Here is a 20,080-nt window from a genome sequence, read left to right on the forward strand (position 1 = left end):
CGTCGGCGGGCCCGGCGCAGGGAGGGGACGGCAGTGACAACGGGGGACGATCCGGCACGCAGAACCGGTGCCGGCACGGCGGGCGCGGGTCCGGGGCCGCAGGCGTCCGGCGCGCTCGGCGACCGGATCCGCGGGGCGTTCGCGGGCCTGGCGATCGGGGACGCGGTGGGCTGGCCGGCCGGGCGGCACCGGTTCGCGCTGCTCGCGCCGTGGACGCGGCGGCTGGGCCGGGAGCTGGACCTGTTCGCCGAGGAGCACCGCGTCACGACGCTGCCGGTGCCCTTCGCGCTGAACCAGCCGGTGGCGCCGCTGGCCATGGGGCCCTCCGACGACGCCGAGTGGCTGGCGTGGACGGCCCTGGGCATCGCGACCGACCGCGCCGAGGCGTTCGCCGCCCTGGCCGGCCGCGACGACATCCGGGCGCGGATCTCGGTGCGCACGGCGCTGGACAACCTCGCCCGGGGGCTGGGCCCGCCGCACAGCGGACACGACAACCCGCACTTCTTCGACGACGCGGCGGCGGTGCGCGCGGTCGCCTTCGGCGCGGCCCGGCCCGGGCGGCCCGAGGCCGCCGCCGACGACGCCCGCGCCGACGCCGAGGTCACCAACTCCGGCGACGGCGTCAGCGCCGCCCGCGCCATGGCCGCGGCCGTCGCGGCGGCGGTGGCCGGCGCCGGACCGGCCGAGGCGCTGGCCACCGGCACGGCGCAGCTGCCGCCGGGCAGCGCGATCGGCGCGGTCGTGGGCGAGGCGCTGGCCGAACTGGGGCGGGCCGCGCCCGGGCAGCCGTTCGACCTGCTTCCGGCCCTCGAAGCGGTCTGCTGCGACCACGTCTACTCCTACGGCACGGCGGCGCAGGCCACGCTGGCCGCCGCGTTCGCGCTGACCGGCGCCGCCCAAGGCGCGCTGGGCCCGGCCGTGAGCGCGGCGGCGTGCCTGGCGCCGCTGGCGGACTCCGCGCCCGCCCTCACGGGCGCGCTCGCCGGGGCGCTGGGCGGCTACTCCGCCGTCGCGCCCGCCTGGCGGGCGCGCGCGGCCCCGCTGGCCGGGTGCTGCCTGCCCGAACTGGCCGGCACCGACCTCATCGGCGTCGCCGACGCGCTCGCCGCCTCGGCCCGGAGTGACAACGACGACCGCGGCGCGGGTGCGCGCCGCGACCCGTGAAGGAGCCATCCATGCTGACCCGCCTGCAGGACAAGGCCGTCGGCGCGATCGCCGGTGCCGCCGTGGGCGACGCGCTCGGCGGCGCGACCGAAGGCTGGACCGTCGAGCAGATCCACCGGCGCTACGGCGGCTACGTGGAGGGAGTCGTCGGCCCCTTCAACCCCGACTGGCGCAACGCCCGGCCCATCGCGCCCTACCACAAGGGCGACGGCCACATCACCGACGACACCCTGATGACCCAGGCGCTGATCCGGGTCTACGCCCGGGCCGAGCGGCACCTGGACGCCTACGCCGCCGCCGAGCTGCTGGTGCCGGAGATGATGGGGCAGCGGCGGTGGGTGCCCGAACTGGAGGAGGAGGCGCTGCTGCTGCAGCGGGTCTTCCTCGCCGAGAAGTGGCTGGTGGCGCGGCTGCACTACGGGCACGTGGATCCGCGCGAGGCGGGCACCGGCAACATCGTCAACTGCGGCGCGGCGATGTACATGGCGCCGGTGGGCGTGGTCAACGCCGGCGACCCGGAGGGCGCCTACGCCGAGGCGATCGACCTGGCGGGGGCGCACCAGTCCAGCTACGGCCGGGAGGCGGCCGGGGTGTTCGCGGCGGCGGTGGCGGCGGCCATGGCGCCGGGCGCCGACGCCGAGGCGGTGGTGGCGGCCGCGCTGGGGCTGGCCAAGGACGGCACGCGCGCCGCGATCGAGGCCGTGTGCGAGCGGGCGCGCGGCATCGACGGGTGGCGCGGGTCGGCCCCGGCGCTGCGCGAGGCCATGGCGCCGTTCGACACGGTCGCCGACACCTACCGCGACCAAGGGCTGGGCGCCCGCAGGCCCAGCCGGGTGCACGCCATCGAGGAACTGCCGATGGCGCTGGCGTTCCTGCTGATCGCTGGGGGCGACTACCGCGAGACCGTGCTGGGCGGGGTGAACTACGGGCGCGACGCCGACTCCATCGCCAGCATGGGCGGCGCCATCGCCGGGGCCCTGGGCGGCCGCGACGCGGTGCCCGGCGAGTGGCGCACCCAGGTCGCCGAGGCCAGCCGCACCGACATCGAGACCCCCGGCCTGGAGCTGGCGGAGGTCGCGCTGCGCATCCGCGCGGCCGACCGCCGCCGCCGCGAGGCGGCCGACGCCGCCCTGGCCGCCCTGGAGGCCCCGGCCGGCTGAGGGAGGCGCGGGTGCGGCGCGGTGGCCAGGCGCGGCCGGTGCGGCTCTCCGGCACCGGCCCGGCGTTGGGGCGCCGGTTCACCGGGCAGCCGTCGCGCGATCGCGTGCGCGCCGGCAGGCCACCCGTCCCGCCGGCCGCACCCGGCACGGCCCTCGGCGCGCCGCGGAACCCGGCGCGGCACCGATTGGGACGGCGCGAAGCCCCGTCCACGGTCGCGGGCAAACCCGGTGCCGGGCACGCGCGGGGCCGCGCCGCGCGTTGGCCGGTCAACGGCCGCCGCCGCGCGGCCCGTCGGCGGCCGGCTCCGCCGGAGCCGCCCCGCCGGAGCCGGTCCGTCCGACACAACGACCACTGGAGGAACCCGCCCCATGCGCGTGACCTGGATCCATTCCGAGGACCTCATCGGGCACGAACTGCGCCAAGCCGATCAGGACGGCCGCGACCCCGGCGCCGTGGCCCGGGTGCGGGAGCGCTGGCGGGCCGCCGGCGGGCACGACGCGCCGCCGCTGGCGGGCGCGTCGCCGGAGCCGGCCCCGCCCGAACTGCGGGCGCTGGCCGAGGACCTGCTGGACGAACTGTCCGCCCTTCCCTCGCCGCTGGCCGGGGACGAGCCCACCGACCTGCCCGACATCATCGCGGCCTGCCCGGAGTGGCCGGTGGGTCCCGTGGCCGCGCCGGGCGCCGACCTCGCCGACCGGCTACTCGGCGCCTGGACCGGCCGGGCGGCCGGGTGCGTGCTCGGCAAGCCGGTCGAGAAGATCCCCCGCGCCGGTATCCGGGAGATCGCCGAGGCCACCGGGAACTGGCCGGTGCGGGGCTGGTTCACGGCCAAGGGCCTGCCCGACGACGTCGCGGCGCGCTGGCCGTGGAACCGGCGCAGCGCCCCCACCAGCCTGGCCGAGACCCTCGACGGCACGCCCGAGGACGACGACCTCAACTTCCCCATGCTCGGCCTGGCCCTGCTCGAACGCCACGGATCCCGGTTCACCAGCGAGGACGTCGCCCAGATCTGGCTGGACGAACTTCCGCCCGGCCGGATCTTCACCGCCGAGCGGGTGGCCGTGCGCAACCTGCTCACGGGGGTCGTGCCGCCGCACACCGCAACCGTGCGCAACCCCTTCCGGGAGTGGATCGGCGCGCTGATCCGCGCCGACGTGTTCGGGTGGGCCAACCCGGGCGATCCGGGCACGGCCGCGATGATGGCGCACCGCGACGCCGTGGTCAGCCACACCGGCAACGGGGTCTACGGCGCGATGTTCGCCGCCGCGCTGGCCGCGATGGCCCCGGTGGCCGACTCCCCCGCCGCCGCCCTGGAGACCGCGCTGCGGGTGGTGCCGCCGCGCTCGCGGCTGGCCGCCGCCGTCCGCGACGCGATGGTGCTCGCGGCGGGCGCCGACGACTTCGAGGAGGTGGTCGACGGCCTCTACGCGGCGCACGGCCACCTGCACTGGGTGCACGCGGTGAACAACGCGGCGGTGATCGCCGCCGCGCTGGTCCACGGCGCCGGGGACTTCGCCGCGTCCATCACCCGGGCGGTGTCGGCCGGGTGGGACACCGACTCGGTGGGCGCCACGGTGGGGTCGGCGGCCGGGGCGCTGACGGGCGCCGCGGCCCTGCCGGAGTACTGGACCGCCCCGCTGCGGGGCCGCGTGGCCAGCAGCCTCACCGGCTTCGGCGGGATCACCTTCGCCGAACTGACCGCCCGCACCCTGGCCCTGCGCACCGACCCCGCCGCGATGCCGTAGCCCAGGGGCACCCGGCTCGCCGCCGGCGCCTGGCCGCCCGCCGGGTGCGGGACCCTGCTCTCGGCGGACCGCCGCGAGGACCGCCACCACCCGGCGGGGCCGGCCGGCGGCCACCGCTCCGCATCGCGGCGGTGGGGGCGCGGCGGGGGCGGTCGCCTCCCGGCCGGGTGTGGCCGGTGCTGGGAGGCGTTTTCGTGGGCGGTGACGCGGTTCGCGGCCACCCGGGCCGGAGGGATGAGGCGGAATCCCCGCCCGGCCTGCGCGCGCGAGGGCACCTGCCGGCCGTTCGCCCTTCTTGCCCTCACCGACGGCGGGCGCGGTGCCGGCCACGAGGTCCCACCGAGGCCCCGGTATCTGCCCATGGTGAGACGCCGAACAGGTGCGCCGCGCCCTGGTGTTCCCCGGGTCTGCGTCCCGCGCGCCCCCGCCCCCGCCGCCCTCGGCTCCCGTCGCCACCTCGCCCGCCCCTCCTGGGCAGCGCCGGCTCAGGCCGGCACGGCCGGCGCCTCCTCTGCCGCTTCCTCGCCGCCGCGGGCGGCCGGGCGGCGCCACACGGTGCCCCGGCGCTCGTGTTCGAGGATCTGCTCGGCCAGCAGCGCCGCCTGGGCGCCGTAGAGGCGCTCCACCAGCCACAGGCCGAGGTCGATCCCCGAGGTCACACCGCCGCAGGTGACCAGGTCGCCGTCGTCCACGACCCGGCCCGCCACCACCTCGGCGCCCTGGGCGGCGAGGTCCTGCGTTGCGGCGTGGTGCGTGGTGCAGGGGCGCCCGGCGGTGAGGCCGGCGGCCGACAGCAGCAGGGTGCCGGTGCACACCCCCGCCATGATCAGGCCGGGCCGCGCCGCCTCGGCGAGCGCCCGGGGCAGCGCGCCCGACCGGACCTGGCGGTCCACGGCCGAGCCCGCGCCGTAGCCGCCGCCGGGGACCACGACGAGGTCGGCCCGCGCGGGGTCCAGGGCCGCGCCGGCCCGCACCTCCATGCCGAAGGACGTGGTGACGGTTCCGGGTCCGCCCAGGGTGACGAACGTCGTGCGGACGTCGTCCACGACGTCCAGCGCCCCCAGCGGACCGACGAGGTCCTGGTCCTCCACTCCGTCGTAGAGCACGGCCTGCACGCGCAGGGTCATCGCTGCCTCCCCGGGATCGGCTGTCTTGCGGACACGCCGAGTATCGCGACGGGCTCCCCGGGGGGACAGCGGCCCGATGGACCGCCATGCGTAGGATTCGGCCATGCACGTGGTCGCCGTACTCGCCTTCGAGGGGATCGTCGGCTTCGACCTGACCATCCCGTGCCAGGTGTTCTCGTTCGCGCCCGGCTACGAGGTGCGGGTCTGCGCTGACACCGACATCGCCGCGACCGCCGCCGGCCGCGAGACCTTCCGGCTGTCGGCGCCCTACGGCCTGGCCGAGGCCCGCCGCGCCGACACGGTGGTCGTGCCGGGCGGCGACCCCGCGAACCCGCCGCCGGAGGAGGTCTTGGGGCTCCTGCGCGAGACCGTGGACCGCGGCGCGCGCGTGGCCTCGATCTGCACCGGGGCGTTCGTGCTGGCGGCGGCCGGCCTGCTCGACGGCCGCCCGGCCGCCACCCACTGGCTGCTGGCCGACGATTTGGCCCGCGCCCACCCGCGCGTGCGGGTGGACCCCTCGGTCCTGTTCGTGGACGACGGCCAGATCCTGACCTCGGCGGGGGTGGCCTCCGGCCTCGACCTGTGCCTGCACATGGTGCGGCGCGACCGCGGCGCGGCGGCCGCCGCCGACACCGGGCGCATGATCGTGATGCCGCCGCAGCGCCCCGGCGGCCAGGCGCAGTTCATCGAGCACCGCGACCCGGTGGACGACACCGCCGACCTGGGCGCCACGCTGCGCTGGATGGAGGACCACCTGGACGAGCCGCTGACCGTGGCCGACATCGCCGCCCACGCGGCGGTGAGCCCCCGCCACCTGTCGCGGCGGTTCCGCGCGCAGACGGGGACCACGCCGCTGCGCTGGCTGCTCGACCGCCGGCTGCAGCGGGCGCGGGAGCTGCTGGAGACCACCGGCCTGCCGGTGGCGCGGATCGCGCGGAGCACGGGGTTCGGCACCGTGGAGACGCTGCGCTACCACTTCGGCCGGCAGGTGGGCGCAACCCCCACCGCCTACCGTGCCGCGTTCCAGTGAGGGTGATACCGTCACCGCGACCCCCGCTCCGCGCGGCCCCTGCACCCCGGCGCGCGCCTCTACCCCGCGAGGAGGACCCCACGCCATGGCTGACCGCAGCGGAGGACCACGCCGGCGAGGCGTGCTCGGCCGGCTGCTGGGGCGGACCCGCACCGCGCCCACACCCGCGGAGTCGGCGCGGCCGGACCCCCGGATCCCCCAGACCACCCCGGCGGGGTACGCGCGGTGGTGGCGCGGTCTGGACCCCGCCGAGCGCGACCGGCTCGTGCGCGAGGACCCCGCCGCGCTGGGCGCGCTGGACGGCCTGCCCGCCGAGGTCCGCGACGCCGCGAACCGCCGGGTGCTGCGGGAGTACCTGGAGGCCAACACCGACAAGGACGTCGCGATCCTGAGCAGGGTCCTGGCCGTCCACGACCGGGAGCCCACGCGGATGTACCTCATGCAGTTCACGCCGCCGAGCCGGCCCGGCGCGGGCGACGGGCTCGCGGCGGTATCGGCGGGCAACCCCGACACCGCGAAGCGGAGGCTGGTGATCGTGCCCGGCGCCGGCACCGATCTGCACAACATCGGGCGCAACATCCGCCGTATCACCCGGATCAAGGACGAGGCCGACGCCAAGGCGGGCACGGTGGGCGCATCCGACCACGCGGTGCTGGTGTGGCAGGGCGCCCGGGCGCCGAAGTTCGGCCCCGAGGCGGCACGGCTCGACCTGGCCCTCGCCGCCCGGGAGCCGCTGCGGAACTTCCTGGCCGGCCTCGAGGCGCGGGACCCGCTCGCCACGAGCACCACCACGGTCTACGGGCTGAGCTACGGATCGCTGGTGGTGGCCCAGGCCGCCGCGGGGACCGCCGACTCCGCGGCCCCCGGCTCCGCGGAGTCGCCGGGGTTCGCGGCCGACAACGTGATCCTGGGCGCCAGCCCCGGCATGGGCGAGGGCGTCAGCGGTGTGGCGGACCTGCGCGTGGCCCCCGGCCGCGCCTACGCCCTGGCCTCCGACGCGGACTCCATCACCTACCTGCCGCCCTCGCTGCACGGGGTCAACCCCGCGGCCGCGGACTCGGGGCTGATCCGGCTGGCCACCGACCCGCACGGGCACCATGACTACGTGGAGCCCGGCGTGGGCCTGGACAACGTGGTGGCGGTGTTCACCGGTGCGACCGACGACCTGGTGCCGGCCGCGCCGCGGCCACCCGGCGGCAGCCCGTGGAAGGTGCTGCGGCACGCGCGCGGCGTGGTCCGCCGGCAGGAGAGCGCGTCGGGCCGCCGGCCCCGCGCCGCCGCCACCCGGACCCGGCCCGGGCACCGGCCCTGGCCCCGGCGCGGCGGGCGGCGCGGGCCGTGAGCGGCCCGCGGTACCGCGACGACGAGTAGGGCGGGAGTGGCCATGGCACTGGAAGAGGTCCGCGAACCGGACGCGGCGCGGCGCGCGATGGCACGCGGCGAGGCGCTGGCCGACCTGGTGGGCGCGCCGCTGGAGTTCGCCGGCGCGCGCCCCGACTCCCCCGGCCCGATCGACGCCGACCCGGGCTCCGACGAGTCGGCCGACGTGTTCGTGGCGGTGGCCCTGTGGACGGCCGCCACCGGCGCCGAGGGCGTGCTGCCCGCCCTGGAGCGGCTGCACGAGCACTGGCGGGCGCGCGGGATGGAGGCCGCCCTGCGCCCGCTCGGCGGCGGTGCCCGGGTTTCGGCCCGCGACGCCGACGGGTTCGCCTACACGGCGCAACCCCAGCACCACCGGGCGGGGATCGTGCTGCGGGTGGTGACCCCCCGCTACACCAACCCCGAACCCGACCGGCCGTTCGTGGGGATCTTCGCCCAGGGCGAGGTGCCGCCGCCCGAGGCCGGGGGCACCGCCTGAAGGATCGCCGATGGGAGAGCGGTGCCTGGGCCAGTGGTCGTCAGCGAGCAAAGACCGCCTGCCCGGGCCGCCCACCCGCCGGTTGTGCCGGATCGCGGCGGGGGCGCACACGCGCCGGCGGGATCACGGCGCGCCGCCCGCCGGGTCGGCCCCCGCCTGCGCCGGCACCCGCGCCCCGACCGCCGGGCGCACCGCCGCGGACACCGGCCGCGCGGGCAGGCGGGCGGTGAGCACGGTCGGGCCGCCCGGGGGGCTGTCGAGGTGCAGGGTGCCGTCGACGGCCGCGATCCGCCGGGCCAGCCCGGACAGGCCGGTGCCCCGGGGGTCGGCGCCGCCCCGGCCGTTGTCGGTGACGCGCACGGTGAGCACGCCCCGGTCCTCGCCGACCTCGACGCGCACGGAGTCGGCGCCGGCGTGCTTGGCGGCGTTGGTGACCGCCTCGCGGACGGCGAAGTAGACGGCGGTGGCGACGCTGCGCGCGGGGGGCCGGTCGAGCGTGTAGTCGACGTGCAGCGGCAGGCCGGCGCGGTCGGCCAGCGAGACCAGCGCGGTTTCGAGGCCGAACTCGTCGAGCACGATGGGGTAGACGCGGAACGCGACCTCGCGGAGTTCGTCAAGGGCCTGGCGGGCCTCCTGGTGGGCGTCGCGGACCAGGGCGGCGGCGCGGTCGGGGTCGCGCCCGCGCTGCGCCCGGCCCAGCAGCATGGCCAGTGACACCAGCCGCTGCTGCACGCCGTCGTGCAGGTCGCGCTCGATGCGGCGGCGCTCCTCGTCGACGGCCTCGACCACCCCGGCGCGGCTGGCGGTGAGTTCGGCGACGCGCTCCTCAAGGAGGTCCTGGCGGGTGGGGCCCAGCACCGTGCGCGCCAGCCAGCGCTCCATGCCGATCAGACCGACCGTGCCCTGCACGCTCAGGTACATGAACATCAGGCCGAACACCACGATGGCCGGGCTGTTGCCGTCAAGGGCGCCCAGCGGGGACACCACCAGGTAGGCGCCGGCGGGGAACACCCCCAGCACCAGCGCGCCGAGCATGCCCAGCGGCCAGCGCGCCGCGAGGTAGCCCAGGGAGCGCGGCAGAGCGTGGGGGCCGGGGATCTCGATGCCGTAGCAGCGGGCCAGCCGGTACAGCTCCAGCCGGGTGAGCGCGCGGACCAGCGGCCGCAGCGCGGCGGGCAGGGCCGCGCGCGCGGGCCGCCACAGCAGCAGCGGCGCCAGCGGCAGCGCCGCCAGGCACAGCAGCGCCAGCCAGAGTTCGGCGACGGCCGTGGCCACGCCCAGCGCGGCGCCGACGGCGGCCAGCGCGGCGGAGCGCGCGAGTTGGCACGCCGCACCGCGGCGCACCTGGGGATCGGTGGTCATGGCGCCTTCCGAAGGGGGGTCCGAGCAGGTCAGGACTGAGGCTAGTCCGGGGCCCGGCACCGCCGCACTGCGGATTTCCGCACCTGTGGACTACGGATGCCCCCGCGCGGCCGGGTGGCCGTTCCCATGGGTCGGGCGGCCCCGCCGCTCCTAGCGTTGGCCACTGCCGGCGCCGGCCGCCCCGGGCACCCGCCCCGGGAGCCGCCGCGGCGGCGTGCCCGCCGGCGCCGCCCGGCGGCGCCGGCCCCTCGTCGACACCCCGGAAAGGGTTCCACCATGCCCATGCCACCCCCCGGCGCGCCCAGCGCCCCCGGCGCCCCGGGCTCTCCCGGCACCGCCGGCCCGGCCGGCCGCGCCGGCTCCCCCGCATCCGGCCGGCCCTCCCGCCGGCGCCGCTACCTCTGGCTGGCGGCGGGCACCGCCGTCTCGCTGTTCGCCGTCCACGGCAACTGGGACATCCCGCTCGCCGCCTGGGTCTACGCCGTCTTCCTGCTCCGCTTCACCCGCACCGGCGGCGCCGCGGCGGGCACGGCCTGGATGGTCGGCGTCGCCTCGCTGGGCCTGGCGTTCTGGTTCTGGCAGGCCGACGTGTTCTCCCCGCCGATGCTGCTGCTCGCCGCGGCCCTGGCGCTCATCGAGGCCGTGCCCTTCGTCCTGGACCGGCTCGCGGCGCCGCGCCTGGCCCGCCGCGGCGCCCTGGCCGCGAGCCTGGTGTTCCCCGCGGCGACCGCGGCCACCGAGTTCCTCACCGCCTCGCTCAGCCCGCTGGGCACCATCTACGGCGTGCTCGGCGGCACCCAGCACGGCAACCTCCCGCTCATCCAGATCGCCTCGGTCACCGGGGTGTACGGGGTCAGCTTCCTCGTGGCCTGGTTCGCCGCCGTGGCCGCGCACGCCTGGGAGACCGGGTGGGGCGCCCCGCGCACCCGCCGCCTGGTGGTCGTCTACACGGCCGTCCTCGCCCTCGTGCTGTCCTTCGGCGGCGCCCGGCTGGGGTTCGCGCCGCCGTCGTCGCCGACCGTGCGCGTCGCCGGGGTCACCCTGGCCGAGGAGACGTGGGACACCAGGGTGAGCGCCGCCTTCACCGAGTTCGACTCCCTGGAGGCCATCGTCGCGGCCGACCGGGGCCGCGTGCGCGAGGTGTTCGCGCCGATCCACGACGAGCTGCTGCGCGCCACCGAGCGCGAGGCGCGCGCCGGCGCCCGGCTCGTGGTGTGGTCGGAGTCGGCCGCCCACACCCGCGAGGAGGACAAGGGCGCGCTGCTGGAGCAGGTCGCCGCCGTCGCCCGCGAGCACCGCGTCTACGTGCAGATCGGGGTGTCGGTCTACATCCACGAGAAGCCCTACATGCGCAACCAGACCGTCCTGGTGACACCGGAGGGCGAGACCGCCTGGACCTACGACAAGGCCCACCCCATCCCGGTCCTGGAGCCCTACGACGCCGGCTCGGGCGAGACCCCGGTGGCCGACACCCCGTTCGGCCGGCTGGCCACCGCCATCTGCTACGACGTGGACTTCCCGCAGACCCTGCGGCAGGCGGGCGCGCAGGGGGCGGGCATCGTGCTGCTGCCGTCCAACGAGTGGGAGGGGATCCGCAAGCTGCACGCCGAGCGGGCGCTGTTCCGCGCGGTCGAGGGCGGGTTCTCCCTGGTGCGGCCGGTCAACCGGGGGCAGTCCACCGCCGTCGACCACCAGGGCCGCACCATCGCCACCACCGACTACTTCGACACCGGTGAGCAGGCGATGGTGGCCGAGGTCCCCACCGCGGGCGCGACGACCGTCTACAGCCGGGTCGGCGACCTGTTCTCGTGGCTGTGCCTGGCCGGGCTGCTGGTGCTGCTGGCCCTGGCCGCGCGGAGCCGGGCGCGGCGCCACGGCGGCTGAGGCCGGTGCCGAGGCGGGCGGGAAGGCCGGCGCGCGGGCCTTCCCGCCCGGGTCGCGGTGCCCGCGTCAGCACACGCTCTGGGTGCTGTTGACCAGGGTGTTGCTGCGGACGGTGGTGTTCTGGCCGCAGGGCCGCTCGGTGATGGCGGAGTCCACCACGGTGAGGTTCTGCAGTGTGATGCCGGAGGACACCGGGAACTCCGCGCGCGAGGCGATCCGGATGTCGCCGGGCCCCTCGACGCGGCCGCTCTGGGCGGCGATGGTGACGTTGTGGCAGTTCTCCACCAGGATCGCGTTGCTCCCGGTGTCGGCGATGTCCACGCGGTCGATCACGGCGCCGCCGCTCTCCGACACGCAGAACAGGCCCCGGCCGCCGCCGCGCGCGACCACCTCGCCGACGCGGACGTTGGTCGGGTAGGAGTCGCCGATGCGGCCGTTGCGGTTGGCCATGCGGAACGCGGCGTAGCCGGTGCCCGTCCCCGTGCCCTGGCCGTCGACCCTGCCCACGCGGGCGTTGACGGTCTGGTTGAGCAGCAGGCCGGAGTAGGCGGTGTTGCGGGCCGTCACGGCGCCGATGGTCAGGCCGTCGACCCCGTAGGTCTCCACGCCGTGGTTGCCGGTGCCCGACACGTAGACGTCGTCGATGGTGACGTCGCGCGTGGGCCGGCTGCGGTCGGCGTGGTTGTCGATGCGGACCCCCAGGCCGCCGGAGAGGCGCATGTCGATCTGGCCCAGGTGGATGTGCTCGCCGTTGCGGACGAAGACGCCGAAGTAGGGCGCGCCGGTGACGTTGAGGTAGGGCACCGAGACGTGCTGGACGTTGCGGGCCCGCACCACCGCGTGGTCGCCGCCGGGGGTGCCCACCACGTTGACGGTGCCGCAGACCTCCAGGGAGGTGTAGCTGGGCAGGTCGAGCGACTGCCCGGCGCTCACCTCGCCCGAGCCGCGCACCACGATCCGCTCCACCGAGGTGCGCCCCGGGGTGAGGGCGCGCACGGCCGAGCGCATGGCCTCCAGCAGGTTGGTGCCGCTGTAAACCGTTTCACCGCCGTCGTAGGCGGTCCAGGTGCCGCCGCTGCGCACCACCGAGGCGTGGAAGGAGCCGTCGCCGCAGGCGGCCGCCGCCGGTGCGGCGGCCTCGGCGGCGGGCGCCGCCGGGGGCGCGGCGGCCTCCTCCGAGAGCGCCGCCGTGGCGCCGGAGAAGGCGAGGATCAGGGCGGAGGCGGTCGCCAGTCCGGCCGCGAGCGGCGCCGGTGCCCCGCGCCGGCGCGGGGCGGCGGGGGGACGCAGGGAAGGCGCCGCGCTGTGAGGTCCCATCGTTCTCTCCTGGTGGTTGGGGGATGGAAGGAGACAGGAGGCGTGCCGCACGGAACAGAGGTAAGCGCTTACCGGTGGTCGGGAGTATGGCAACGGACACCCACCGTGGCAACCCGCCTTCGCACCGCTGTTTTCCGCACCCTCCGCCCACCGGCGGAAAGGCACTCAAAACGATTCACCCGCCGCCGTCGGGCTCCCCCACGCGAGCCGGTTCACCGGCGTTCGCCGGGTCCACCGCCCCGCCACCGGGGCCGTGACGCAGGCCACGCACGCTGCGGTGTCACATCCGCGCGCCGCGCCGGGTCGGGGTGGTGACGGCCGCACGGCCGGGCGGGAGACCCCCGCACCACCCGAGAAGGAGACCCCCATGTCCGTCGTCCACATCGCCGTCACGCTGTTCGCCGCCGCCTTCGTGGCGTTCTCGGCGGTCTCCGTGTTCGTCCGCGCGCCCTGGGTCGTGGGCCCCATCGCCGAGTACGGGGTGCCCCTCTCGTGGCTGCCCTGGCTGGGCGCCGCCAAGGCCGCGGGCGCGGTCGGCCTGGTCGCCGGGCTCTTCGTCCCGCTCGTCGGACTGCTGGCGGGGGCCGGCCTGGTGCTGTACTTCGCGGGCGCCGTGGTCACCGTCCTGCGCGCCCGCTCCTACTCCCACGTACCGTTCCCGCTGGTCTACGCGGCGCCCGTGGTCGCGTCCCTGGCGCTGGCGGCGGCCTGACACCCGCCGCCGCGCCGGGCGCGGCGGCGGTCGGGGCGTGCGGGGGCGGAGGCGGCGCGGGTCAGCGCACCACCACGGCCGCGCCGTTCTCGACGCGCCCGTTGGCCCACAGCCAGTCCATGGCCGGCAGGCTCACGCGGGCGCAGCCGTGGGAGGCGGGGTAGCCCGGCACCGAGGAGTAGCCGTGGATGGCGATCCCCCCGTTGAAGTAGGCGGGCCGGTAGAGGGAGCCCAGCGGACCGTCGTCCCAGCCGTCGACCCGGCGGAAGACGCTGTACTCGCCCTCGGGGGTGACGGCCACGTTGGTCTGGCCCCGCGAGAAGTAGGTCTCGCCGGAGCCGGTGGAGGTGTTGAAGATCTTGCGCACCTCGCCGTCGCGCACGACGAGCAGCACCTGGCGGTCGAGGTCGATCTCCAGTACCACGCCGGAGGACGTGGACGGCTGGGGCCGGGGCCCCTCCTCCAGCGCGGCCCGGGTGTCGGGGCCGACCACGCTGTCGCGGTCGATGCCGGCCACCTTCTGGAGCGCCATCACCGCCTGGGCCGTGCGGACGTCGTACTCGCCGTCGACCGGCCCGAGCCAGTAGCCCAGTTCCTTCAGGCGCTCCTCGACCTCGCGCACGGCGGGGCCGGAGTCGCCCATGCTGAGCAGCGGCTCGTCCTGGGAGGTCGACGCGGCGGCGGACGGGGCGGCGCCCGGCGCCGCCGCGGGTGCCGCGCCGGCGTGGGCCGCCGGCGCCCACCCGGTCACGGCGACCGCGGCCAGCGCCAGGGCGGCCGCGGTTCTCGTGCACTGCTTGCGAAGGTGCGGTGGTCGATGAGAGGCCATGGGCCGATCTTTACCCGGCGGTGACTCCCCCATGACGCTCGGCGCACCCGGGCACGCCCGGGTGCTGCGCCGCGCGGGGCGGGCCGGACGCGTGTGCGCACGTCGGGCCGCGCGCGCCCGCGCCAAACCCGGCGGGCGTGGCCGGATGCGGCCACCGCCGTCAGCCCGCCGCCGACTCCTCGGGCGCGATGAAGCTGGCGTGGTAGCCGGCGGCCATGTCGGCGTCGCCGTGCCCGGCCTCGGCCGCGCGCGCGAACCGGCGGGCCGATGCGGCGGCCAGGTCCAGGTGCACGCCCGCCGCCGCCGCGGCGTCCAGGACCAGATTGGCGTCCTTGGCGGCGTTGGCCACGGAGAAGCTGGGGGTGTAGTCGCCGCTGAGGATGGCACCGGCCTTGGCGTGCAGGTAGCCGCTGTCCAGGGGGCCGCCCGAGACCACGTCGAGGAAGTCGCGGGCGTCCACGCCCAGGCCCTCGGCCAGCGACAGCGCCTCGGCCGTGGCCGAGGTCAGCGCCAGGACCCAACTGTTGGCCACCAGCTTGAGCCGGCTGGCCGCGCCCACCTGGTCGAAGGAGACGGTGCGTGCGCCGATGGCGGAGAAGACGGGCGCGGCGCGCCGGCGGGCGCGCTCGGGGCCGGCCGCCAGGACGGTCAGCGCGCCCTGTTCGGCCGGGCCGCGCGTGCCCAGCACGGGTGCGTCCAGGTAGTCCATGCCGAGTTCGGCCGCGCGGGCGGCCAGGCGGTTGGTCGCGGCCAGGCCCACCGTGGTGGTCTGGGCCCACACCGCGCCGGGGGCCGGCGGCACGATGCCGGCCATCACCTCCTCGACCGTGTCGCCGTCGTAGAGCATGGTCACCACGATGTCGGCGTCGGCGACGGCCTCGTCCAGGGTGCCGGCGACCTCGATGCCGGCGCCGGCCAGCGGCTCGGCCTTGGCGCGGGTGCGGTTCCAGACGCGGACGGGCATCCCCGCCGCCGCGATGTTGCGCGCCATGGGGGCGCCCATGGTCCCGGTGCCCAGGACGGCGACCCTGGGGGCCTCGGCGGGCGGTGTCGATGGTGTCGATGGCTGCATGGGGCCCTTTCTACCCCGGAGGCGGCGCGGCCGACCGCGCGGGATGCACGTCCGCGCCGCGTGGCGGGTGCGGCCCCCTCGGGGTTCGGCGCGGTGGGATTCGGCGCGGGCGAATCCCCGGCTTCTCCGGCCCGCGCCCGCCCGTTTTTTCCGCGCCTCCCCCATTGACCGCATTGACACCTTTGGTGGTTGTTTTCGGAATTGCGGATCCGCGCCCGCGGATTACGGTCGCACCATTGCCCGAACCTGGCCACCCGGTTTCACGGTGAGCACCAATCGGAAACACCGCTCCTCCGGTGGCGAAACGGACGGAGTGGAGCCGCTCTTGACCGGACGCACACCGCTCTGACCGGCTGTTATCCGCACCGCCCGCATTTTGGCAGCGCACCAATCCCCGGCGCACCAACGCGAAAACGGGCCCCCGGCGGACCGCCTTTCGCGCCTGTTTCCCAAACGGCCCGGTGGGCGCGTCGGACACCGTGCTAGAAGAGGTGGACCAGCGTTTCCGGCCCGGACCACCGGATAAGGAGTGCGACCCCCATGAACCCCCGTCGCAACGCAGGCCGGTACCGCGCCCGTACCGGTGTCTGCGTGTTGGCCGTGCTCACCGTCGAGCTGGCCCTGTCGGGCGGCACCGCCCACGCCGACACCCTCGCGGGAACGGGCGCGGCGGCGGCCGTCCCCGAGGCGTCCGCGGGCGGGCTCGCCGGCGTCCCCGGCGGGCCGGTCACCCCCGACCCCCCGGACTGGATGAAACCGCCGTACGGGCCCGAGCCCCCGGTGGCCCCGGCGCTGCCCGGCCACCCCTGGCCGCCCGGCCCCGGCTGCCCGGAGCCGCCCAAGCCGCCACCGCCCGACCCCGGCCCCGAGGAACCGCCTCCGCCGGAGGAACCACCGCCGCCCGAGGAGCCGCCGCCGCCCGAGGAGCCGCCGGCATCCCCGGAGGAACCCGCGCAGCCGGAGCGGCCCGAGCCCCCGCTCCCCCAACCGCCCGAGCCGGACACCCCCGCCCCGCCCGCGCAGGAGGTGGCCGCACCGGCTCCGGCAGCGCCCCCGGCCCCCGACCCCGCGCCGCCGCGCGAGCGGCCCGCCGAGCCGCCGTCCGAGGAGGAAGCGGCCCAGCTGATCGGCGCCCCCCTGATCGGCCCCGGTGAACGCGGCGGTCCGCACGGGTTCGAGCCCATGCAGATCATGGTCTTCGCCGTCCTCATCGCCGTGGCCGCCGCCGTGGGCGCCTCCGGGGTCCGCCGCTGAGGCCGCCGGCCCGCCGCCCTCGAAGGCGGCGGGCCGCCGCGCCCTCGGCCACCGCTCAGCACCGCTCGGAGCGGCTCAGGGGCCGGCCAGCGCGGCGTCGATCCGGTCGAACCCGGCGCGGGCGTCCTCGAAGGCGCCGGAGTCGGTGGCCAGCAGCCCGGTGTAGGGGTGGTCCAGCGCGAGCAGGATGAGCAGGCTCGACACGATGAACACGAGGTTGACCACCGACCAGAAGATCCGCGTGCGCGCCTGGCCGACCCGCATGGCGAACGGCAGCACCACCACCGCCAGTCCGCTGACCGCCGTGGCCAGCAGGATCACCCCCGGCACGGTGGCCTGGGCGGAGTCGGCCCGCTCCACGCGGCTCTGCACGAGGTCGGTGACGTTCTGCCGGGCCTCCATGCGCTCCAGGGCGGCGGCCGAGCCCTCGGCGGGGACCTCGTTGACGCTGACCCGCAGGCGGTCCAGGGCGGCAGCGCCGGAGGGGTCGAGTTCGCGCTGCTCGCGCATCGCCGGCCAGTCCTCCTCGATCACGGTGTCGACGTAGTCGCGCAGGTCCGCGCGCACGGCGTCGCCCTCCTTGTCGGGGAAGGCGGCGGTGCCCCAGTACAGCGCGGTGGCGTAGCCGGCCTCCTCGACCGCGGAGTCGGCGGCGCCCCGGTTGTTCTCCCAGCCGATCACCAGGCCCATGGCCAGCGCGATGAGGTAGATCGACAGCACGCACGGGGCGATGAGCGAGCCGACCGGGCCGTCGGAGTCGTCGGGGGAGATGACGAATTTGCGCGCCACCACGATCCCCGCGACCAGAAGGACGGCGAGAATGACGAAAACCACAATTAGGCTGGCGGTCATGATTCTCCTGAATAGGTGATTTCCGGGCGAAGTGGGCACCGGTTGAGGGGGCCGCAGCGGCCTGTGGGAACAAGAGCGTGATTCCGTAGGGTTTCGGAACCGCTCCTGCTTTACCATGTGATCATGCGGAACATCTGCCACTCGCGTCATTTCCCGACACTGGGGAAGTTCCGGAGTTCCGCTATCCGGAGCGGCCCGTGGCCGGTTATCGGAATACCGCACCCCCTTACCTCGGACGACACCCCAATCCCGTGGAATTTCGGACCCCGACCCATGCTCGAAACCCGCTCCCGGCCCCCTCGGAAACCCGACGGCGCCGACTCTTTCCCCCGACCCCGACCTGGTCACCAGATCACCGCCGCGCCTGCGGCCGAACGCCGCGCGCACCTTTCCCGCCCGCCGCGCGGCCGGCCGTGCGCGCCGCCGCCGCGGGCGCGGGTTCCACACCGCCGCCGCACCCTTTTTCGCCCCTTTCGGGGATGGATCCGGTATTCGCCGGAGATCGGCGGACGGCCGGAGGGATCCCCCCGTGGGTGACCCGCACCTGACCCACCAGGCGTGCGTCTACGGCTCCGACGACGAGTTCCTGGCGATGGCGCTGCCGTTCACCGGCCACGGCGTCGACTCCGGCGACCCCGTCCTGGCCGCGCTCACGCCCGCCAACGCCGCGCTGCTGGACCAGGCCCTGGGCCCGCGCAGCCGGCGCGTCGACTACGTCGACCCCGCGCGCTTCGGCCACCGCCCGCCCGAGCGCCTCTCCGCCATCGACCGCTACTGGCGCGGGCACGCCGCCCGGGGCCGCGCCGAGCGCGTGCGGATCCTCGCCGAACCCGTGTGGGCGGGGCGCTCACCCCGCGAGATCGCCGCGTGGGCCCACCTGGAGTCCAGCCTGACCCCGCTCTTCGGGGCCACCAACCTCTGGCTGGTCTGCGCCTACGACACCCGCCGCGTGCCGCCCCGCGTCGTCGAGGCCGCCCGCAGGACCCACCCCGAACTCGTCCGGGCCGGCCGCGTCCGGCCCAACGACGCCTACGTGCCGCCGGGGGTGTTCGCCGCCGGCGGCGCCGTCGAGGAGCCGTCGTCCCTGCCGGCCGACCTCATGGGCGGCCAGTTCACCCCCGCCGACCTCTCCCGGCTCCGCGCCGACGCACTGGCCTACGCCGACCGGCTGGGGGTGCCCCGGTCGCGGGCGCTGGACCTCGTCATCGCCGTCAACGAGGTGGTCACCAACGTGGTCCTGCACGGCGGCGGCACCGGCAGCGTGTGGTTTTGGACCGAGGACGACGAGGTGGTGTGCGAGGTCGCCCAGGACACCGCCTACCTGGTGGTGCCGCCGTTCGCGGGCAGCCCGCCCGCGCTGGACGAGCGCGGCGGCGGCCTGTGGATCGTGCGTCAGCTGTGCGACCGCGTGCACCTGGGCTCGGTGGGCGGGCGCAGCGTGGTGCGGCTGCACCTGCTGGTCCGGGGCTGATCGGCGTGCGCGGGGCCACCACGCCGCCCGCCGCCGCGGCCGCCCCGCGCGCCCTCCCCGCCGCCGCGCCCGCCGCGACGACCTCGCCCGCACCCATTGCGCGGCGAATGTGATCGTCGTAACATCCCAGGCAGTCGAAGCGGTTCGACACTCTGATGCTCTGGGAGGCGTGCGTGCGGATCTCCGATGTCGCCCGGCATGCCGGGGTGTCGCCCAGCACGGTCTCCTACGTGCTGAGCGGCAAGCGCTCCATCTCGGCCGCCACCCGCGCCCGGGTCCTCAAGAGCATCGAGGTGCTGGGCTACCAGCCGCACGCCGGCGCCCGCGCCCTGGCCAGCAACCGCGCCAACGTCATCGCGCTGGTCCTGCCGCTGCGGCCGGGCATCCACGTGCCGGTGGCCATGCAGTTCGCGGTGTCGGTGGTCACCAGCGCCCGCGACCGCGAGCACGACGTCCTCCTGCTCACCCAGGCCGAGGGCGAGAGCGGCCTGCGCCGTGTCGCGGGCACCTCGATGGTCGACGGCATCATCGTCATGGACGTCCAGCTCAACGACGCCCGGGTCCCCACCCTGCGCACGCTGGGCCACCCCTCCGTGCTGATCGGCGTGCCCGCCGACAGCCAGGGCCTCACCTGCGTCGACCTCGACTTCGACGCCGCCGGCCGCATCTGCGTGGCCCACCTCGCCCACCTGGGGCACCGCGAGGTCGCCCTCATCGGCCAGCCGCCCTCGGTCTACGAGCGCCGCACCGGTTTCGCCGAGCGCACCATCGCCGGATTCGAGGACGAGGCCCGCGAACGCGGCCTGCGCCCGCTGGTCGTGCCGTGCGAGGCCGCCCCCGCCCAGGTCGCCGCCGCCGTCGGCGCCCTGCTGCGCGACCACCCCGGTGTCACCGGGATCGTCGTGCACAACGAGCCCGCGGTGGCGCCGCTGCTGGACGCCCTGCGCGCCGCCGGCCGCGATATCCCCGGCGACGTCTCGGTGGTGGCCATCGGCCCCGACGACCTCGCCACCGAGTCCGTCCCCCCGCTGACCTCGGTCACCCTGCCCACCGAGGAGATGGGCGGGCGGGCCGTCGCCCTGCTCATGGACAAGCTCGACAACGTCGACACCCCCGAGATCACCCTGATCCAGCCGCGCCTCGTGCCGCGGGCGAGCACCGCCGCCCGACCCGCCCTGCCCTGACCCCGCCCCCGCCACCACCCTTTCCGTCCATCCCCATCACCGCCATCCCCGTTTCCCC

Annotated in this window: 17 protein-coding genes; 11 read left to right on the forward strand and 6 right to left on the reverse strand. The window is 76.5% G+C overall.

The window, feature by feature from the left end; all coding sequences use genetic code 11:
* Nucleotides 1–33: 33 nt before the first annotated feature.
* From HNR12_RS12385 to HNR12_RS12395, 3 genes are all read left to right on the forward strand, one after another.
* Nucleotides 34–1,164, forward strand: a complete 1,131-nt coding sequence (locus tag HNR12_RS12385) for an ADP-ribosylglycohydrolase family protein (RefSeq protein WP_179767631.1) — start codon at nucleotides 34–36, stop codon at nucleotides 1,162–1,164.
* A gap of 11 nt (nucleotides 1,165–1,175) precedes the next feature.
* A complete protein-coding gene (locus HNR12_RS12390; protein ID WP_179767632.1) occupies nucleotides 1,176–2,324 on the forward strand; it encodes an ADP-ribosylglycohydrolase family protein in 1,149 nt (382 codons plus the stop codon).
* Nucleotides 2,325–2,693: 369 nt separating this feature from the next.
* On the forward strand, nucleotides 2,694–4,070 hold the full coding sequence (locus HNR12_RS12395) for an ADP-ribosylglycohydrolase family protein (RefSeq protein ID WP_179767633.1): 1,377 nt from the start codon (nucleotides 2,694–2,696) through the stop codon (nucleotides 4,068–4,070).
* A 485-nt stretch (nucleotides 4,071–4,555) separates the two neighbouring features.
* On the opposite strand, the gene HNR12_RS12400 is transcribed toward HNR12_RS12395, so the two are convergent.
* Nucleotides 4,556–5,197: a DJ-1/PfpI family protein gene (locus HNR12_RS12400; RefSeq protein WP_179767634.1), complete on the reverse strand. Its 642-nt coding sequence runs from the start codon at nucleotides 5,195–5,197 to the stop codon at nucleotides 4,556–4,558.
* A 103-nt stretch (nucleotides 5,198–5,300) separates the two neighbouring features.
* Here HNR12_RS12400 and HNR12_RS12405 point away from each other — a divergent pair, with 103 nt between their 5' ends.
* The 3 genes from HNR12_RS12405 to HNR12_RS12415 all read left to right on the forward strand — a co-directional run bounded on the left by HNR12_RS12405 (nucleotide 5,301) and on the right by HNR12_RS12415 (nucleotide 8,085).
* Nucleotides 5,301–6,227 carry a GlxA family transcriptional regulator gene (locus HNR12_RS12405; protein ID WP_179767635.1) on the forward strand — a complete coding sequence of 309 codons (927 nt, stop codon included), beginning with the start codon at nucleotides 5,301–5,303 and terminating at the stop codon, nucleotides 6,225–6,227.
* Between the two features lie 85 nt (nucleotides 6,228–6,312).
* Nucleotides 6,313–7,569 (forward strand): alpha/beta hydrolase, encoded by a 1,257-nt coding sequence (locus HNR12_RS12410; protein ID WP_179767636.1) that lies wholly within the window; start codon nucleotides 6,313–6,315, stop codon nucleotides 7,567–7,569.
* 42 nt (nucleotides 7,570–7,611) lie between these two features.
* Entirely contained in the window at nucleotides 7,612–8,085 is a 474-nt protein-coding gene (locus HNR12_RS12415) for a hypothetical protein (RefSeq protein ID WP_179767637.1), read from the forward strand.
* A 123-nt stretch (nucleotides 8,086–8,208) separates the two neighbouring features.
* Here the strand turns inward: HNR12_RS12415 and HNR12_RS12420 are convergent, their stop codons facing one another.
* Nucleotides 8,209–9,447 (reverse strand): sensor histidine kinase, encoded by a 1,239-nt coding sequence (locus HNR12_RS12420; RefSeq protein ID WP_179767638.1) that lies wholly within the window; start codon nucleotides 9,445–9,447, stop codon nucleotides 8,209–8,211.
* 276 nt (nucleotides 9,448–9,723) lie between these two features.
* Between HNR12_RS12420 and HNR12_RS12425 the strand changes: the two genes are divergently transcribed.
* Complete coding sequence (locus HNR12_RS12425) at nucleotides 9,724–11,331, forward strand: apolipoprotein N-acyltransferase (protein ID WP_246425064.1); 1,608 nt, start codon at nucleotides 9,724–9,726, stop codon at nucleotides 11,329–11,331.
* 66 nt (nucleotides 11,332–11,397) lie between these two features.
* Here HNR12_RS12425 and HNR12_RS12430 read toward each other — a convergent pair whose 3' ends face one another.
* Nucleotides 11,398–12,648, reverse strand: a complete 1,251-nt coding sequence (locus HNR12_RS12430) for a right-handed parallel beta-helix repeat-containing protein (RefSeq protein ID WP_246425065.1) — start codon at nucleotides 12,646–12,648, stop codon at nucleotides 11,398–11,400.
* Nucleotides 12,649–13,015: 367 nt separating this feature from the next.
* Between HNR12_RS12430 and HNR12_RS12435 the strand changes: the two genes are divergently transcribed.
* Nucleotides 13,016–13,360, forward strand: a complete 345-nt coding sequence (locus HNR12_RS12435; protein WP_179767639.1) for a DoxX family protein — start codon at nucleotides 13,016–13,018, stop codon at nucleotides 13,358–13,360.
* Between the two features lie 61 nt (nucleotides 13,361–13,421).
* On the opposite strand, the gene HNR12_RS12440 is transcribed toward HNR12_RS12435, so the two are convergent.
* Nucleotides 13,422–14,189: a L,D-transpeptidase family protein gene (locus tag HNR12_RS12440; protein ID WP_179767640.1), complete on the reverse strand. Its 768-nt coding sequence runs from the start codon at nucleotides 14,187–14,189 to the stop codon at nucleotides 13,422–13,424.
* A gap of 160 nt (nucleotides 14,190–14,349) precedes the next feature.
* Nucleotides 14,350–15,261, reverse strand: coding sequence for an NAD(P)-dependent oxidoreductase (locus HNR12_RS12445; RefSeq protein WP_179767641.1), 912 nt, complete (start codon nucleotides 15,259–15,261; stop codon nucleotides 14,350–14,352).
* A gap of 540 nt (nucleotides 15,262–15,801) precedes the next feature.
* On the opposite strand from HNR12_RS12445, the gene HNR12_RS12450 reads away from it, so the two are divergent.
* Entirely contained in the window at nucleotides 15,802–16,515 is a 714-nt protein-coding gene (locus tag HNR12_RS12450) for a hypothetical protein (protein WP_179767642.1), read from the forward strand.
* A 75-nt stretch (nucleotides 16,516–16,590) separates the two neighbouring features.
* On the opposite strand, the gene HNR12_RS12455 is transcribed toward HNR12_RS12450, so the two are convergent.
* Nucleotides 16,591–17,367: a bestrophin-like domain gene (locus tag HNR12_RS12455; RefSeq protein WP_179767643.1), complete on the reverse strand. Its 777-nt coding sequence runs from the start codon at nucleotides 17,365–17,367 to the stop codon at nucleotides 16,591–16,593.
* Between the two features lie 529 nt (nucleotides 17,368–17,896).
* On the opposite strand from HNR12_RS12455, the gene HNR12_RS12460 reads away from it, so the two are divergent.
* A complete protein-coding gene (locus tag HNR12_RS12460) occupies nucleotides 17,897–18,838 on the forward strand; it encodes a sensor histidine kinase (RefSeq protein WP_179767644.1) in 942 nt (313 codons plus the stop codon).
* Between the two features lie 173 nt (nucleotides 18,839–19,011).
* Nucleotides 19,012–20,022, forward strand: coding sequence for a LacI family DNA-binding transcriptional regulator (locus tag HNR12_RS12465; protein ID WP_217781170.1), 1,011 nt, complete (start codon nucleotides 19,012–19,014; stop codon nucleotides 20,020–20,022).
* Nucleotides 20,023–20,080 lie beyond the last annotated feature (58 nt).

Origin of the sequence: Streptomonospora nanhaiensis, from assembly GCF_013410565.1 — a bacterium.
In the GTDB taxonomy this organism is placed as follows: domain Bacteria; phylum Actinomycetota; class Actinomycetes; order Streptosporangiales; family Streptosporangiaceae; genus Streptomonospora; species Streptomonospora nanhaiensis.